General features: G+C 53.1%; 16 protein-coding genes and 1 tRNA gene. 3 read left to right on the top strand and 14 right to left on the bottom strand.

Annotated features, from left to right (window positions below; translation table 11 throughout):
• Positions 1 to 3 precede the first annotated feature (3 nt).
• Positions 4 to 1,209: an MFS transporter gene (locus CFLAV_RS07510; RefSeq protein WP_040547439.1), complete on the bottom strand. Its 1,206-nt coding sequence runs from the start codon at positions 1,207 to 1,209 to the stop codon at positions 4 to 6.
• A 326-nt stretch (positions 1,210 to 1,535) separates the two neighbouring features.
• Here CFLAV_RS07510 and CFLAV_RS33975 point away from each other — a divergent pair, with 326 nt between their 5' ends.
• Genes CFLAV_RS33975 through CFLAV_RS07495 form a run of 3 tightly spaced genes read left to right on the top strand, consistent with a single transcriptional unit; the run spans position 1,536 to position 2,426 of the window.
• Positions 1,536 to 1,865, top strand: coding sequence for a hypothetical protein (locus CFLAV_RS33975; protein ID WP_083808803.1), 330 nt, complete (start codon positions 1,536 to 1,538; stop codon positions 1,863 to 1,865).
• Positions 1,853 to 2,248: a hypothetical protein gene (locus CFLAV_RS07500; RefSeq protein ID WP_007414060.1), complete on the top strand. Its 396-nt coding sequence runs from the start codon at positions 1,853 to 1,855 to the stop codon at positions 2,246 to 2,248. Before CFLAV_RS33975 ends, CFLAV_RS07500 begins: the two co-directional genes overlap by 13 nt.
• On the top strand, positions 2,241 to 2,426 hold the full coding sequence (locus CFLAV_RS07495) for a hypothetical protein (RefSeq protein ID WP_007414059.1): 186 nt from the start codon (positions 2,241 to 2,243) through the stop codon (positions 2,424 to 2,426). Before CFLAV_RS07500 ends, CFLAV_RS07495 begins: the two co-directional genes overlap by 8 nt.
• 710 nt (positions 2,427 to 3,136) lie before the next feature.
• On the opposite strand, the gene CFLAV_RS07490 is transcribed toward CFLAV_RS07495, so the two are convergent.
• From CFLAV_RS07490 to CFLAV_RS07425, 13 genes are all read right to left on the bottom strand, one after another.
• A tRNA-Leu gene (locus tag CFLAV_RS07490) sits at positions 3,137 to 3,224 on the bottom strand.
• 720 nt (positions 3,225 to 3,944) lie between these two features.
• Positions 3,945 to 4,910, bottom strand: coding sequence for a quinone oxidoreductase family protein (locus CFLAV_RS07480; protein ID WP_007414057.1), 966 nt, complete (start codon positions 4,908 to 4,910; stop codon positions 3,945 to 3,947).
• Entirely contained in the window at positions 4,907 to 5,986 is a 1,080-nt protein-coding gene (locus CFLAV_RS07475) for an NAD(P)-binding domain-containing protein (RefSeq protein ID WP_007414056.1), read from the bottom strand. The genes CFLAV_RS07480 and CFLAV_RS07475 overlap by 4 nt, the downstream gene beginning before the upstream one ends.
• Positions 5,976 to 7,319, bottom strand: a complete 1,344-nt coding sequence (locus CFLAV_RS07470; protein WP_237712375.1) for a non-ribosomal peptide synthetase — start codon at positions 7,317 to 7,319, stop codon at positions 5,976 to 5,978. Before CFLAV_RS07470 ends, CFLAV_RS07475 begins: the two co-directional genes overlap by 11 nt.
• Positions 7,301 to 7,759, bottom strand: coding sequence for an ApeI family dehydratase (locus CFLAV_RS07465; protein ID WP_007414054.1), 459 nt, complete (start codon positions 7,757 to 7,759; stop codon positions 7,301 to 7,303). The genes CFLAV_RS07470 and CFLAV_RS07465 overlap by 19 nt, the downstream gene beginning before the upstream one ends.
• Positions 7,747 to 8,163 (bottom strand): acyl carrier protein, encoded by a 417-nt coding sequence (locus CFLAV_RS07460; RefSeq protein WP_160164515.1) that lies wholly within the window; start codon positions 8,161 to 8,163, stop codon positions 7,747 to 7,749. Before CFLAV_RS07460 ends, CFLAV_RS07465 begins: the two co-directional genes overlap by 13 nt.
• A 6-nt stretch (positions 8,164 to 8,169) precedes the next feature.
• Positions 8,170 to 9,318, bottom strand: coding sequence for a beta-ketoacyl-[acyl-carrier-protein] synthase family protein (locus CFLAV_RS07455; RefSeq protein ID WP_007414052.1), 1,149 nt, complete (start codon positions 9,316 to 9,318; stop codon positions 8,170 to 8,172).
• Positions 9,315 to 10,052, bottom strand: coding sequence for a hypothetical protein (locus CFLAV_RS07450; protein ID WP_007414051.1), 738 nt, complete (start codon positions 10,050 to 10,052; stop codon positions 9,315 to 9,317). The genes CFLAV_RS07455 and CFLAV_RS07450 overlap by 4 nt, the downstream gene beginning before the upstream one ends.
• A 40-nt stretch (positions 10,053 to 10,092) precedes the next feature.
• Complete coding sequence (locus CFLAV_RS07445; RefSeq protein WP_007414050.1) at positions 10,093 to 11,412, bottom strand: B12-binding domain-containing radical SAM protein; 1,320 nt, start codon at positions 11,410 to 11,412, stop codon at positions 10,093 to 10,095.
• Complete coding sequence (locus CFLAV_RS07440; protein WP_007414049.1) at positions 11,402 to 11,686, bottom strand: hypothetical protein; 285 nt, start codon at positions 11,684 to 11,686, stop codon at positions 11,402 to 11,404. Before CFLAV_RS07440 ends, CFLAV_RS07445 begins: the two co-directional genes overlap by 11 nt.
• 12 nt (positions 11,687 to 11,698) lie before the next feature.
• Positions 11,699 to 13,225, bottom strand: coding sequence for a radical SAM protein (locus CFLAV_RS07435; protein ID WP_007414048.1), 1,527 nt, complete (start codon positions 13,223 to 13,225; stop codon positions 11,699 to 11,701).
• Between the two features lie 28 nt (positions 13,226 to 13,253).
• The gene (locus CFLAV_RS07430) at positions 13,254 to 14,030 is read right to left on the bottom strand and encodes an SDR family NAD(P)-dependent oxidoreductase (protein WP_007414047.1); all 777 of its coding nucleotides are present in this window, start codon (positions 14,028 to 14,030) and stop codon (positions 13,254 to 13,256) included.
• Complete coding sequence (locus CFLAV_RS07425) at positions 14,011 to 15,441, bottom strand: hypothetical protein (RefSeq protein ID WP_007414046.1); 1,431 nt, start codon at positions 15,439 to 15,441, stop codon at positions 14,011 to 14,013. The genes CFLAV_RS07430 and CFLAV_RS07425 overlap by 20 nt, the downstream gene beginning before the upstream one ends.
• Positions 15,442 to 15,457 lie beyond the last annotated feature (16 nt).

Below are 15,457 nucleotides of genomic sequence, written 5' to 3'. Positions count from 1 at the left end.
AACCTATTGTGTCTCACCGCCAGCCCTTTTTCCGCGATACGCGCTCAGGAAGTAAATCATTACTCCACCCACCGCTGTCGACAGACCGCCCCAAAAGAGCGTCCACTGCACACCATTGGATTGCGTGCAGGCATTAAGCCACCAGCCAGTTCCCAGATAGCCAATCAAGTTACCCACGCCACTTGTCATCAAGGACATGAGCGCTTGCGCGCGTGCACGCCATGCGACTTCCACCCGCTCGTCGAGGTAGATTTGTGCGGTAATGAAATACAGGGCGTAGCAAAGTCCATGCAGGAGGATGCCCGCTAACAGCCCCGCCCGGTTATTCAACGCACAGAGAGCGAAACGCACCACACCAAACCCCAGTGCCGTGAGGAAAATCCATTTCAATCGCCAGCGCAGCAAGACACGACCCAAGGCTAGCAAGGTAAGAATTTCCATGATCTGGCCCAAGGTCATCCAGGCGGAAAGACGGTGAAAGCCGAGTTGCTGCAGGTGTGGCGGCGTGAAGGCATAAAAGGCCGCCAAAGGAATGCTGTACAAAGCAGCTGTGATAAATACCACGCGATGATCGGGATTTCTGAGAAGCGTGAGCGCGTCCCAGCCCAGGCGCTGCTTCCAGCTCAACCGATGTGTGGGCATGGGTGGGTTCACGCTCGGCAAGAGGAGAGTGAACGCCGCCATCGTCAGCCAAACTGCTGCCCCGATGTATTGGGCGAGAGTGGAGGCATCGGCATGCAATGCGCTGATCAACCAGCAGCCGCACATCCAGCCAAAGGTAGCTCCCGCCCGGACTGGCCCATATTCGCTACGGGAGTTTCCCAGCCGGGAGAAAATAATGGCTGTGCTGATGCTGGCCGTAGGTGCGGAACAAAGCGCGTAGAGTTGAATCAACAGCAAGACTAATCCCCCTGGCCAACCGTTCTGAATGCTCCAGGCAACGATCAGCATGGCGGCGGCGCTGGCGACAGATAACCAACGCAAAACTTTCACAGGCGAGGCGTGGTGATCGGCCATGGCGCCAAAAATCAGAGGCGAAACGAAGGCGGCCACAGCAGAAGTTGCAAAGGCATAAGGGCGAATGTCTTGAAGTTGGTGTGCATAAAGCACCGCACTTAACGGCACGACCCAAATGCCCAAGGCCATGAATTGCAGGCCGAAGAGCGCCGCCAATTCAGTGTATTCCGACCGACGAATTGCTTTCTGCACGCGGATAGGACACACGAGGCGGAAAAAAACGCAAGTCTTCCTTAAAGCTCGAATTACGGCTTTGCCACCATGGTGTTCAGACTGGGTCTCTTTTCTTCGTGACTGCTCCCAAATCCATCGTGCAAAGGCAGTTAGCATCGAGGGATTCTGAGGGGCCGAAACGGTTTAACATTTTCTCGTGTAATGGAGGTTCCCTCTTGCGTCTGGATGTGGCTGGCGGATGCACCTTGGATAAAACCGTTTTGACTTGTGACAAGGAATGGAGTTCATACATTGTAAGGCTGAACATGAATGCTTGGTCTGTTGTTGCAAGAATCTGCTGTAGTTTGGCTCTTTCAATACGGACTTTTTGCTTTGGTAATTCGGCGCTGCCTGTTGTCGGTTCGAGCTGTCCGGCGGTGACAATCTTTGGCCGAATCGCGGCGGTGGTATTAGCGATGCAGCTTGGCGTTGCAGCGCAGGATTTTCAGGTGCGAAACTGGTACGTCGAGAATGGCTTGCCGGATAGCACAGTCACCTCACCGGCGCAAACTCCCGACGGCTATTTGTGGGTGGGAACGCGCAAAGGTCTGGCCCGGTTTGACGGCGAAAGTTTCAAGAGGATTGAGACGGGAGGCGGTAATCCACTGCATGATTCCAGCGTGTGGGGTTGCTGACGGATCGTCGAGGTGGTCTCTGGATTGCCAGTGAATCCGGGTTGATTTCCCGGTTGTTCGAGGGTGAGTTCCGCACACGATATCTGCCGGAAAGGGTGGCTTCGGGTGGAGGCACGCCAGTCGCCAAGCTGGCCACCAATCAAGCGTGGCAGAATCTTAGTTCGACCTTCGCGTTGGACAACACCGGGGCCGTATGGGCCAGGACCATTACAGGAGAAGTGTTTCGATTCCCCAACTTTGGCGCAGCGTCAGCGGTGCCGCTGGTGAACCTCCCTCCGACCGCCCAAGTTTTCGCTGCGGGAAAACCCAACGGCTGGATGCGCGCTCAGCTACAGGACAATGGCATGAAGCTGGAACTGCGCTGGCAGGGTTTTAATGATTGAAAGCGCATTGGGCTACGACGTGACCGTGGCTAATGCCTCTGGAGCCGAGCTGACGCCAGCTAACCGGATACTTACCCGCACTGGCGCAGATGTGACAATAACGGGCAGCGGTCCAATCGTTTTACGGTTTCATTACAAAGGCTCTGCGTTGCGCTGGATTTACGATGGAAGCAATTAACCCGCCTTTAGAGGGTGGGAGGATTTGACCATCTTCCCGCCTCGCCCAAAATCAAAGCGGCTGTAATCAATACCTATTGGATTTTTTCCACGTAAACATGGACCGAACACAAATTAACAGCATCTTCATGAAAAGAAACTTCAGCCACAGAATAGGAGCCTTTTTGCAATTTTAAGGAGTCGCCCTTTCTTGGTAACGCTGGAACGGAATATTCTCCTGGTGCTAGCTCAACTGATTTGGTTGGAAAGTGTACTAGAATCTTTATCATAACCAAATGGTGTCATCCTATCTTATGTTGGCAATCAAAAAGACCGGCCCCATTTCTGGAACTGGCCATTCAGGAAATCAACCCCGCTCAGGGCTAATCTCGCGCACAATTTTACCGAATGCCTTGCTTATGTTCGCCATCGCTTCCCACCAGTAGATGCCGGGCTTGATGTTGGGGTCTAACAATTTTCCCACTTACCCATTTCCATCCACCAGGAATGCACGTTGTGATCAGTGAGGAAATTGCAGGGAGTAGCAGGACAAGCAGAACTTTATCCCTAAACCAGTGGTCGGGGGCATTGGGTTGCTTACTCATTTGCGAAAGTGTGCCTGTTTGAACGGGGATGAACAATAGTGCGTTTATCCACTTTCTACATACAATTTGGTATATTTTACAGGTGGAAAAGTGACAAAACCTTTGATTCTATTGGTTGTAATGAAGGTGGTGCCGGTGGTCGGACTCGAACCGACACGACTGTTTAAGGTCCCAGGATTTTAAGTCCTGTGCGTCTGCCATTTCGCCACACCGGCAACCGTTAATTCATTGGGGTTTAGCAGATTTTTCAAACCCAACTTGGCTTTGCGACACTAATTGCGACAATGCTATGGTATGCAAGCCAATACAACCAATAGTAACATTTAAGCCGCTGCTCATGTTCGCAAGTCTCATTCGCGGTATAAGTATAAGAAGGTTTTGGATGGGCGCAAGCAGGCAATTCGTCGTCTCTGGGAACGCAATGGCATTTTATCGCCCGTCTCAACGTTGAGGATCAGGACGTAATCAAAAGAACTCGCTGGGTGCCTTGGTGAAGGTTGAGACGATGTCCCAAGCTCAGGAGGCACCAAAGACATTACAGATGGGCAGAACTCGAAATGATCTTCCTGTGCTGAAGCGCACACCTCAGTTTATCAACTACGCAGACTGTTACCTTGCCTAATTCGATAACGTGAAGGATGCGGCCAGAAATGATCCAGAAAGAGCGGGGTGTAATGAATCTTTCCGCCGAACATATCAGCTATCCCAACCAGGTGAACTGGAAGGGGGCGAAATTTCACTTTGCGCGAGAAGATATTCCGTTTCTCAACTTTCTGAATTTCTCAACTGAAACACATCGAGCAACCGCCCAGGACTTCCCACGACAAAACGCCCTTGGATTTTCGCCAAACTTGATTGGAACAGTGCTAAGTTGGAGCCTTCGAGCTTCGGCTCCTGGTTCTCGCCGTCTTTTGTCAACCAAGATGCTCCATGCCTCAGGTCGTTAGAACAATTTTCCCATAGCTTTTGCGGCTGGCCAGAAGCGTGTGGGCTTCACGGAGAGAAGCCAATGGCAGGGTGTGTCCAACTTGAATCCTTATTTTTCCTGCGCCAATCCAATTCATCAGTTCTTCCAACGATCTGCGGATTAACTCGCGTTGAGTCAGCAATGCACTCAGGTGAATACCGGAGACCGACTTGGAGCGGAACAATAATGATGCCGCGTCAATTTTTGGTGTTTCATTGCTGGAAATACTCATCACCACTAAACGGCCAAGCGGAGGCAGGAGTGCGAGACTGCGGCGAAAGATATCACCACCAATGGAGTCGAGGATAAGTGCCGGGCCGTTCCCGCCTGTCAGATCGCGGCATGCGGATTCGAAGTCTGAGTAATCGACCGCTAAGTCGGCACCGAGTTCGACTACACGTCTGCGTTTTTCAGGAGTGGAGGCAGTGGCGAGGATTTTGAGCCCTAATATCCGGGCGATCTGGACAGCTGCCGTACCCAAGCCACCCGCAGCAGCGTGGATTACAACAGTTTCTCCCGGTTTGGCATGAGCCACGGTAGTGAGCGCATGATAGGCTGTCAGATAGTGAACAGGAAACGCAGCCCCTTCGACGAAGGTCAACGTTTCCGGCAATGGAATGCAGCTATCAGCTTTGACCGTTGCGAACTCGGCGTGCGCTCCACCGCTGGTCAGAAAGGTGACTGCTGTTCCAATTGGTGGCCCATTTACGCCGCTGCCATGCATCTCCACGATGCCAGCCGCCTCTGATCCCGGAAAGAAGGGGGGCTTCGGTCCGCCAGGATAAATTCCTTCACGCTGCAAAATGTCGGAACCATTGAGACCACATGCTTTGATACGGATCAGCACCTCACCTATGCCCGGCTTGGGAGCGGGCACATCAATGATTTGAATTCGGTCCACTCCCCCAAAGCCGATTACCTGAGCCGTTTTCATGGTTGATCCTTCATGATGCGTTTGGCCACGTATTCAGAATCGCGTGCGGTCCCACGCAGATAGTGCGAGGCAAAAGTTCTTCCACGGGGAAGCCCCAAAAGGTAAAGGCGTCGCGTGCGGGTGCTTTCACAAGCGCGCGCAATGGGTTGTCCCAATGCATTGTAATCAACGAGGTCGCCCAAGTGGCTGGATGAGTAACTAAAGCCGGTGGCAAATACCACCAGGTCGGGTTCTAATTGAGTGGCATCTTTCATGATTACTCCGCTGCCCTCATAGCGTAGAACGGCTGCTACACGGCTGATCCGGCCGCGGTTGATGGCGCGCGGAATCTCACGGCCAAGCATTGGTTCCCGAACCGTAATGGATCGATTTCCAAGAAACCGGGTTGGAAAGTGTTCCGGCAGCCAGCCGAAGTAATGCACATCGATGCCAAAGACCCGGTGCGGCAGGGCAACCAGTGGGGAGCGCAAGGAAAGCCAGGTGCGATCTTCATCACGTCTTACTTCGAGCCAGTTGTTCAGCACCTCAGCCGCTGATGGACCCCCGCCAACGACGAGGAGACGACGGGAAGATTTGAGATGCGAGATGCGGGTTTCCAAACTGTGCAGCCAGCGAAAGGAACATTCTGCGGGATTAAAGTTTTCAGGGAGTTGTGGGGCACTGATGATTCCCGTGGCGTTAATAACATGGCTACCAAGGATGCTTTCGGTGATGCCGGCCGAGCTTCTGAGTTGCACCGAAAAACCTTCGGAACCATGCCGGATTGAAACGACCTCGGAATCTGTGCGAACTGAAAGATTGTTTTGCTGGACGTAGCATTGCAGTTCACTCAGCAGATCACTGAATCTTAGATAGGTTGGAGTTCCCTTTTCCAATTCCATACCAGGCAAGCGGGAAAGTCGGGCAGGGGAGAGAAGAGTCATCGCCGGATCTACCTGTCGGAGTCCAGTGAGGATGGCGGGACCGCGTTCCAGCAGTGTAAATGGGATATCCTTCCGGGCGAGACAAGCGGCAACTCCGAGCCCCGCCGGGCCGGCGCCAATGATGATGACATGCGACTGACGCTTAGTTTGCATCCTGGTGTGTCAGTGCCATGGGTGAGCGCATGAGTTCGGCCTGTAGCAAGTCGGCGAGTTTGTCGGCATCTTCAGCAGAAAGTGCGCTCAGCCGATACGTGATGGAGAATAGCAGCGAATTATTTGTGGATACCACTACGAGGGCGGTTCCCATATGCAGGCAGACCGGTGTGTAGATACGACGATTTGTGATTTGCAGGCGGCCATGGGACCATTCCGATACATTGGAGGAGCGATCGTTTTCATTTTCGTGCCATGTAAAGTGGCTGGTGGCCGCGCCGGTGGCGAGGGGTGTCATGACCAGGCGACGAAACAATGTCCAAGGCAAAAAGCGCAACGGACACATAAGCTGCGGCAACGCCAGATGCTGACGTTGACGAATCGCGCCGATGAACTGCCGCTTAAGCGCGTTGGCAAGCGTGCCCACGCATTGGGTCGCATCGCCAGACAGAATCAACGGGGAAACCAGATTTCCGAGAAGTTCACGGGAAGCCTTGTGGCGGCGCAAGCTCACTGGAAACTCCAAAGAAATGATTGGATTGGATCCTTTGTTGGAGGCTCGATTCCAACCATTGAGCGATCGCATCCAGGCTGCGGCGCAGAGCCAGAGTGGTTGGGTTCGGTTGATCGCAGCCAACTCTGACAGCATTTTGAGACCCTCTCCCTCCAACAACCGCTCGCAGGTGGCAGTCGGTCCGGGAGCGTAGCTGCGTACGGCAAGGCGAGCTGAGACATTAGCTTTTGCTTGCCTGGACATGCGTCGGAGGTGATCCCACGCTTCTGAAGAACAAAGCGGAGCGAGTAACTCGACCGCGCTCATCGGTTTTGCAGGTAGTACTGCCACTGGGGGAAGCAAGGACTGTCCCCCCACTGAACGAGACAAAAATCTCATCATTTCCAAATATACTGTCAACATTGCTTCACCATCCATCACGGCATGGTGGGCGCGCACCACCAGTCGATGTGTTTGGCTGTTAGCGAACCATAGAAGTTGAAAGGGCGGTTCACAAAATGGGTCCAACGGCAGATTGCGCCATTCTTTCAGCAGCGCCTCATCCGATGCCACATTCAACATTTCTTCCACATGACAAGCGCCATCCCAGACAAGTCCCAGACCTTGATGGCGAACTTTCTGTCCTAATTGTGGCCAGCGGCCAACCAGATGTAGAAGCATGCCTTCCAGGTCCGTTCGTCTTATCGCGCCCTCAAGTTCCAGTTCAAAGCCGAGTTGCATGAGGATTCCCGAGCCTTGCTGATAGGCCACAAAAAAGGCATCTGCAGGTGAAAGGGGATGTTGGATTGGTTTTGTGCCGGTCATGAGGCAGCTTTCCATTTCGCCAAGCGATTGTTGCGTGCCGTGATTGCTTCGTCCCAGGCTGAAGAAGTTTCAATCATCATCATGACCAATTCGCCCCGCAGAATCAGCTCGGAATTTTGTTCCGCCGTAACATCAAGCAGGACATTCGAGGCCTCATGGCGGAGGACTGCTACGGAAATTGAAAGTTGGGAAGGCAAGCTGGACGGACCGAGGAATTTTAGATTCCGAATCATTCCGGGAATGGCCCAACGATCAAAGCCATGATGAAGCTTGACCACCTCTTCTGCCAGCGGGCCGGCAATCTGCGAAGCCAACTCCACGAGAAATGAACCCGGCAGGATCGGCATGCCGGGAAAATGATCGGCCAACAACGGATGATCGGCAGGCACGGACGCCTTGCCGGAGGCTCTGCCTGCTTCAGCTTGGACGGAGATGGATTGAATCAACTCGAACATCTGACTTGTTCTTTGATTGTAATTTGATGTTCCACCAGTCGGACCATGGCCCCGACGGTGCAATATCGGGGAAAAGTTTTCACATGGATGCGCTCTGGAAAAATCTCCCGAGGCGAATCGTGCAAAAGACTCATCAAACGTTCCCGGCCCGTTGTTGTCAGCACTCCTTCATTGGCAAACTCATTTTCTGCGAGATCACCTTTTGCCAATCCATATAAGGTTTCTTCAGGAATCATGATTTTGAAATGTTCCTCCATCCGGAACATCAAATCGAGCATGTCCATGGAGGTGAAGGCAAAGTCATAAAAGAGCAGTTGGTCAGGTCGGACCGGTTCGTTATCTCTGAGGCCGAGTGTGGTGCGAACCGATGCCGAAACGACATCCAAAATGTTTTGGTCTTTCATATCCATTCAACTCGATACATTCGCAAGTATAAGCGCTGCATTCTGCCCGCCCATCCCAAAGGAAACCGACAAAACAGTTTGGGCTGCGGCACTGATGGGTTTGCCGATCACATGGTGAAGTTCGCAGCCTTCGCCCGGTTCAGTTAGATTAACCGTGGGAGGAATGATGCCCGTGGTGCAAGTCTTAAGTGCCACAATGGCCTCCAACGCACCGGCCGCGGCCATGGTATGACCGATGGCTCCCTTAACGCTGGAAACCGGGACACGGTTATTGCCAAAGAGACTTCGCAAGGCAGCAGCTTCGGCAAGATCGCCGGCAAAGGTTCCGGTGCCATGCGCATTGATGGCTCCGATGTCGGCAGGGCGAAGACAGGCATCCTCCAGGGCGCGTCGCATGCTGAGTTCAGCCCCGGCACCATTTTCAGGAGGGCGGTTCAAATCAAAGGCGTCCTGGCTGGTGCCGAATCCGGTGATTTCAGCCAGCAAAGTCGCGCCGCGTTTTCGGGCTGAAGCGAGAGTCTCCAGAACCAGCGCTCCTGCTCCATCTCCCAGAGCAAATCCTCGGCGCCGCTTGTCGAAAGGGCGACAGGCAGTAACCGGATCTTCTCCTGGTTGATCCACAGCGATTGCCTGCAGACCAGCGAAGCCAATCAAATAGAACGGGGTGAGCATGACGCTTGAGCCGCCAGCGACAATGGCGTCGCAGTGTCCGCGTCGTAAAATTTGGAATGCTTCACCAATGGCCTGGGTGCCCGACGCACATGCGGTAGCAATCATGCGTCGAGGTGCGCAGAACCTCCGGGCAAGAGCATTGAAACAAGCTCCTGCAGAACGAAGAGCGAGCCCCTCCGAGCCGATTTGAAAGGTATCCAGGCCGGTTGCCCATACGAATCCGACTGAATCAGATTGCAAACCGGCAACTGAGAGAGCCTCATCGATAACAAGGCCCGCGATGACTTCATCACGGTTAATCTGATCATGGGACGCTGCATCCACTTCACCGCCGGTTGTCATGGGCAGCCCGGCGACAACAAATCGAGGAAGACTTCGCACACCGCTGCGACTCGAGAGAAGCCCGTTCCACAACGCGTCGGTGCTCGTTCCCAATGCAGAGATAGCGCCTGTGCCGGTGATGAAAACGCGGTTCGCAATCATGATCGTGAGAACTCCATCTCGACAGTTATCAAGTCCATGCCGTTGCCGTGATTCGAAGGAACGGTGTAGGAGAGCCGGCCGGTTTTGTGGTTGCCAATAACAGCAACAAGAGAAATCAGGCCTGCCGCAGCATGGGGTTCCAGTGCGGCTGGTGTGTCCAGGCGAACCCGTTGCACCGCGACCAGCTTTACCAAACGTCCGAGTGGAACATAAGGTTTTGGACTTTTGGAGAAGAGCAGGGCAATACCCGAGCCGGTTGTGCCCTGGTCATCTGCCTGATCTCCGGCGATCAAAAATGCTTCGGTTTCGTTTCCATCCCTGAGGCGCTCGTGCAAGGCTTCCAGTCCGCACCAGGCCTGGCCTGCAGCACCGCCCAATCCAAGGCAGTGTTCATGATTGCGATGCATGATGGCGAAAGCGGATAGAGCCAGATTATCTACGGCATGGAGGGTGTGGGTTGGATTGACCCGGAGATGGCCGATATGCCCGTCCTGCCCGGCAGTTGCCGCGAGGCGCGTCCAGCGATGCAAATCCAGGGAGCCAGATTGGCATGGAGCCAACGAGAACAAGGCAGCGCTCGCTGGATTTTCAGCGGTCTTCGCGGTTTCATGAGCGGCAGTCAAAGCCAACTGGACTGGCAGATTATATCGACGAATCTGACGCCAAAGCTCCGGATCGCTTTCCTGCACTGGGGCGATGCTTTCAACTATTGTTGAGGCGACGAGATAGCACATCCTATTGCCTGGATATATTGAGAGGTTTCGAGAGCACGGTTTAGAACCCGAAGTAGACTGGATGAATGCCACGTTTTACTTTTGACCAGTAGTAAAGATTTGTAGCAAGATTGACCAAAAGATTATTTGGAGTCCGACGCATGATGATGCGCTTGAAGATGGAACGGAGGGAATAGAATTGTTCCAAGGCGCCCCACCAGCCTTCCTTGAGCTGGTCTGGTGTCAGCACGTCGGGTTTAAAGACCACGTAGGGCTCGCGAAGATGACTGAGTTCCTGATCAAAAACATTTCCCGTTCGATGAATCCGATCTCCCATCGGCGTGCCGGGATAAGGGGTGAGAATAAAAATTTGAGCAACCGGCACTTTAAGATTTTCCAGGTAATCGACCGTTTTCTTAAAAGTATCGGGCTTATCGTCTGGCAGTCCGAAAATGATAAGCGCATGAGGGCTGATGCCGGCATCCATGATGCGGCGGAATCCTTCGGCATATTTGTCGACGGCGTGAAAGGTCTTGTTTACGTCCTCGAGGTTCTTTACGGAAAATGTTTCCACGCCGAGCGCCATGAGGGTGCAGCCAGACGCCCGTGCTTTTTGCAGCAATCCGGGATGCCGGGCGACATTGATGGTGGTTTGCGTTCCCCAGCGGACTGGGCTTCCGGCCATGGCAGTGAAAAGTCGGTCAGCAAAGCGGATGTCTTCACATAGGTTATCGTCGCAGATGTTGATGTTGCGGCTACCGGTGGCGTCGATGTCACGGAGGATCTGCTCGACGGGACGTTTACGATGCGCCCCCTGATGCACGGCGGCAATGGAGCAGTAGTTACAGGTAAACGGGCAGCCGCGCGTGGCTTGAACCGGATAAACCACCAAACGATCTTTCTTGATCAAGTCATAGCGGGGGATTGGCAGGTTGCTGATATCGACCGATCGAGTGGATTGATAGCGTTTCTTCAGTTTTCCCTGTTCGATGTCATTCAAGATTTCCGGCCAGATTTCGTCGCCTTCTCCCAGGACAATGGCATCGAAAAACCCTTCCACTCGATCCGGCAGCATTGAAGGAAGATATCCACCGAGCACGGTCTTTTTTCCACGAGCGCGGAATTTTGCAGAGATATCCTTGCAGCGATCAAACTGCATGATCTGACCGGAAAGGGCCACCACATCCGCATCGCTTTCAAAATCTATGTCCTCGAGATATTCCTCCGTCAGTCGGACTTCATGACGGTCTGGGGTCAATGCGGCCAACAACGGCGGACCCAAATGAGGAAGGTAAGCACCCAGACGGTCGATCCAGCCCTTGGCTTGAACCACTGTGCCATCGTCGCGGTAATGAGCTGGATGGATGATATCAATTTTCATCCGATGTTGCTTTAAGTTCTCTGACCATCGTGGCTAGTTTGTTCAGTGTTGCTCCACCGGCAAGCGCATCCACGAAGGCTTTGCGGGTCACTTTGACCTCATAACGATCCTCGACGGCGATGATGAGTCCCAGAACGATAACGGAGGAGAAAGGAATCAATGTATCCAAAGGCTCATCTGCGCCGCAGGATTCAACAGCAGCAGCTTGGTTTGGATCCGGCGCCGAGCGGAGGATTAATTCCCTCAATTCGTTCGTTAAATCTGATGTGTTCAAGGATCAGCTTCCTTAACTTTTATCCGGCGTTGAGATGGAATTACCGTTGACGCGGATTGGCTCCGGCACAACCGGCGAGGCAAGCGGAAAGAAACGCTTGTCCTTGTGCCGGTAAAGATTGTTGTAAGAGCAACCGGGCATGATCCTGCCATCGGGCAGGACATAGCTGGTGCAACATTTCTTCAAACGCGTCACGTCGAGGTCCCACGCATCCATAAACGCATGGATGAAGATGGCCTTGCACCTCGCTTCAGCAATTCTTTCGATCTGATCGTGGGCGAGGGGATTGCGGGAATTGAAAGTTTCCTTCAGGAAGCTTTTCAATGAGTCGAGAATGATCTGCGATTCATCACCGACCTTGCTCGTGGACCAGAGATTGGTAATGGAATCGAACAGCATTTTTTCCAAAGCACTATCAGTGCGCAGGACGGTGCGGTTGGCCATGGCATCCAGGTATTGACGGATGTTGACGAATTCAGGGAGCGGCACGAACCGCCCATCATTCATGCGAAAAAGATAGGTGGCGGTGTAACAGCTTGGGTGCGAGCAGGGGACTGGATGAAAGTATTTGCGCTTGAACCAGCCGGTTTGTTCTTCAATGAGTTGATGTACTTCGGGCATGGTGAGCCGATGACCTGCGGGATTCTTGTGATAGAAATCACCACCATTACCCGTATGCGCCATCGGTTGGATGACTATGCTTGAAACCTGATTCATTGCCAGGCCGAACTCCAGCAAAGCACCGAGTTCATCACTATTGTCTCCCTTCGAAATCGTAGGCACTAATACGGTCAGAATATCCAGTTCCTTGATGACCTCGATGCATTTCATCTTCATGTCGAAAAGTTCAACGCCACGGATCTTTGGATATACGCCCGTCTTCAACGAATCAAATTGCAGCGAAGCGTACATGCCGCCAGCCTTGAAACGCTCCGCGAATTCACGATTGTTGGCGAGCTTGCGGCCATGAGTGGAGATCAATAGACGCTTGATCTTTCCGGCATGCGGTCCCCGTAGAACATAGTCGCAAAATTCGAAGAACTGTTTGTGCAAGGTGGGTTCTCCGCCGGAGAGCAGTAAGATAGGCAACTCACCTTCGGCGGCAACGATGGCGTCCACGGCAGCCTTAAATTCATCGAAGGTCATTGCATAGCGCTGTTGGTTGCGCACGATGCAAACCGGGCAGGTGAGGTCGCACACGTCATTGATCTCGATGATGGGCGAACAGGTATGCTGCTGGTGATCCTGGCAGAGCCCGCAATCGGAAGGACAACCATGTTCCACCTTTGTGGCGAATTGCAACGGCATGGTTCCTGGTTTTGTGTAAGTGAGTGAATTGATGTAGTAATCGGCGTCGCTGGAGGTTTCGACTTCGAAGAAACCATGTTGCGGACATCGCTTTTGCATGAGGATTTTATCACCACGCAAGACGATGTGAGCATCAATATTGCGTTTGCACTCCGGGCAGATCGAGCGCGTGTAAGAAAGGAATGAGGCGTCGCGATCTTGCTTCGTGAGAGGTGGCAGGGAGAAATTCATGTTTGTTTATGATCTGTTTTGGAAAGCATTACGCGAGCGTGCCTCCCTCAAGAAAGAGGACGTTGCCATTCATGTAAGTATTACGGTCCGAAAGCAGCCAGGCGACCAGTTCACCGCACTCGGTTGGTTGTCCGATGCGGGAGAGCGAACACGCATCCACGTAACGCTTCTGATGGTGCTCAGGGATCGTGGAGCGAAGTCCGCCTTCAAAGATTCCAGCTGCCACCGCATTCACCAACACGCCGTAAGGGCCTACCTCGTGTGCGAGACTACGGGTCAATCCTTCAAGGGCTCCTTTACTCGCGGCATAATGAACCGGACCTGGAATCGTCCTGGTGCCCGCGATTGAACTGATGTTGACGATGCGGCCGTTCTTTTGGCGGATCATTCTGCGGAGGGCGGCTTTGCACAGGCGAAATGTCGCAAAGAAATTTAACTCCATCAGGTCAGCGATATCTGTATCCTCGATGAGCACGAAGGGGATTGCTTCGCTGACAGCAGCATTATTCACAAGGCCATCGATCCCACCCCATTTGTCTTCGACTGCTTTAACGACACGTTCTGCAGCCGCACCTTCACGCAAATCCTCCTGCAAGCTCAGGCATTCGTTTCCTTGTTGAAGGATCAGCGACTCAGTCGCCGCCGCGTTTGTGGAATTACCATTCCATGTGAACGCCACCTGAGCCCCTTCGCGGGCAAGGACTTCACAAATACCTTTGCCAATTCCACCGGAACCGCCGGTGACCAAAATCCTTTTCCCGGTCAGTAAACCTTTAAATCTATTTTCAGATATTCCAATGGACATGACGTTTTTCTCCGCTCCCACGAATTTCCACCAAGCAAACCATGAGACCTGAAGCGCGACAAGCCTGTATCATTTCATTTGCAGCCGTCTCGGTGTCTTCGTCACCAACAACACAGATCGCAGCTCCCAGGAATCCCCAGCAGCGCGCGATTAGTTGGGGAATAAATCCCGGTGTAATTTCAAGGATGGCACTTGGAAGAAGTCTGCCTCCAATCTGTGCCGTTTTCAGTGGGAGAATGGGCCTTTCCAGTCTCACCAAAAGAAGGTCTGGGGGCTGCAGAGGGCGATGCTGCGCTGCTTTCTCAGCAATCTGTCGCAGGATTGGATTTATCAGAGGCGTTCTTGTGCTCAAGGTTGCCCAGTTCTTCCCATTCGGGTTGTTGGCTGTCGTGGTCAGAGCTGCGCCTCCAACTCGCGCTGCGGCACAAGCACCACTCAAAGCACGGCAGATAACCATGGTGTCGCGCGAGGCGGCGTGATTTGCGAGCGATCTTCCATCGCTGGCAGTCGGATGTTCCATGGAGAGTACCGGAAGCCTGGTTGAGGTTTTATGCATTAATGCTGCAAGGGCGATCGAGAGCAATCCCGAGGCACCGTTGGTATGCCCAAAATGCAAGAGGGGGGTGGTTAAAGGCACCTGCATATTCACGTGGCATTTAACCTCATTCAATTCAAAATTGTCGGTTAGTGCCGGACCACTTCCCTGGCCGATTATCAATTCTGGCGTGGGGGTAGAGACTGCTCCGAGAGTGCTGGATAAACCTTCCTCCTGGCCAAGTGCAGGACCAGAGAGCAGGGCCGTGTTACCCGAATATTTTGTAAGCTGCAAAGCCACCGCGGCTTCACCTGGAATGAAACCGGCATTGGTGGATTGCCAGGGTGTTGGTTGCGAGTGAAGTACGCGCAATGCTTCAAAATTTTCATGATTTGCCCGTGACAGAATATCTGTCGCAAGTACGAACACCTGCTCGTGGCCACTTTCAAGTAAACGGCTGGCTATGCACAGTGCTTGTAATCCCGAGGCGCAGGAGCCACTGATCATCGGCAAGCGCTGACCTTCCCATGGCGTATCCTGGAACAGACCGTTTGTTACAAAAGAATTATTCCAGATTGTGTCTTCAAGTTTATCGGCTGCACCATTGCTTGACGCCACAATGAGAGGAGTTCCAGATACCACCGAGTTCCCGTTGAGACAATCCCGCAGAGCGAGCCTGGCAAGTCTTTGCCAACGCGCTTTGCCCGAGAGCGAGGCATCGATGTCGCGAGCAGGACGGCAGAGTCGGCAAGTGGTCCATGGACCTGACTCCCAGGGCAAATTGCTGGCCTTGTTGAGCGAAGCCGATTGCAAAATATCCGCCACGCTGCCCTGTGCACTGGCCAGTCCAACGGAAGATATTCCAATGTTCATCATTTGTTGTTGGAATTCA

Origin of the sequence: Pedosphaera parvula Ellin514 (assembly GCF_000172555.1) — a bacterium.
GTDB lineage: Bacteria > Verrucomicrobiota > Verrucomicrobiia > Limisphaerales > Pedosphaeraceae > Pedosphaera.
The sequence above is the reverse complement of the archived record's forward strand: the minus strand, read 5'-3'. Positions and strand labels throughout refer to the sequence as shown.

Excerpts from the sequence above, each read along its gene's own strand:
- CFLAV_RS07495 (WP_007414059.1), top strand. The coding sequence starts at position 2,241 with ATGATTGAAAGCGCATTGGGCTACGACGTGACCGTGGCTAATGCCTCT.
- CFLAV_RS07480 (WP_007414057.1), bottom strand. The coding sequence starts at position 4,910 with ATGAAAACGGCTCAGGTAATCGGCTTTGGGGGAGTGGACCGAATTCAA.
- CFLAV_RS07475 (WP_007414056.1), bottom strand. The coding sequence starts at position 5,986 with ATGCAAACTAAGCGTCAGTCGCATGTCATCATCATTGGCGCCGGCCCG.
- CFLAV_RS07470 (WP_237712375.1), bottom strand. The coding sequence starts at position 7,319 with ATGGAAAGCTGCCTCATGACCGGCACAAAACCAATCCAACATCCCCTT.
- CFLAV_RS07465 (WP_007414054.1), bottom strand. The coding sequence starts at position 7,759 with ATGTTCGAGTTGATTCAATCCATCTCCGTCCAAGCTGAAGCAGGCAGA.
- CFLAV_RS07460 (WP_160164515.1), bottom strand. The coding sequence starts at position 8,163 with ATGAAAGACCAAAACATTTTGGATGTCGTTTCGGCATCGGTTCGCACC.
- CFLAV_RS07455 (WP_007414052.1), bottom strand. The coding sequence starts at position 9,318 with ATGATTGCGAACCGCGTTTTCATCACCGGCACAGGCGCTATCTCTGCA.
- CFLAV_RS07450 (WP_007414051.1), bottom strand. The coding sequence starts at position 10,052 with ATGTGCTATCTCGTCGCCTCAACAATAGTTGAAAGCATCGCCCCAGTG.
- CFLAV_RS07445 (WP_007414050.1), bottom strand. The coding sequence starts at position 11,412 with ATGAAAATTGATATCATCCATCCAGCTCATTACCGCGACGATGGCACA.
- CFLAV_RS07435 (WP_007414048.1), bottom strand. The coding sequence starts at position 13,225 with ATGAATTTCTCCCTGCCACCTCTCACGAAGCAAGATCGCGACGCCTCA.
- CFLAV_RS07430 (WP_007414047.1), bottom strand. The coding sequence starts at position 14,030 with ATGTCCATTGGAATATCTGAAAATAGATTTAAAGGTTTACTGACCGGG.
- CFLAV_RS07425 (WP_007414046.1), bottom strand. The coding sequence starts at position 15,441 with ATGATGAACATTGGAATATCTTCCGTTGGACTGGCCAGTGCACAGGGC.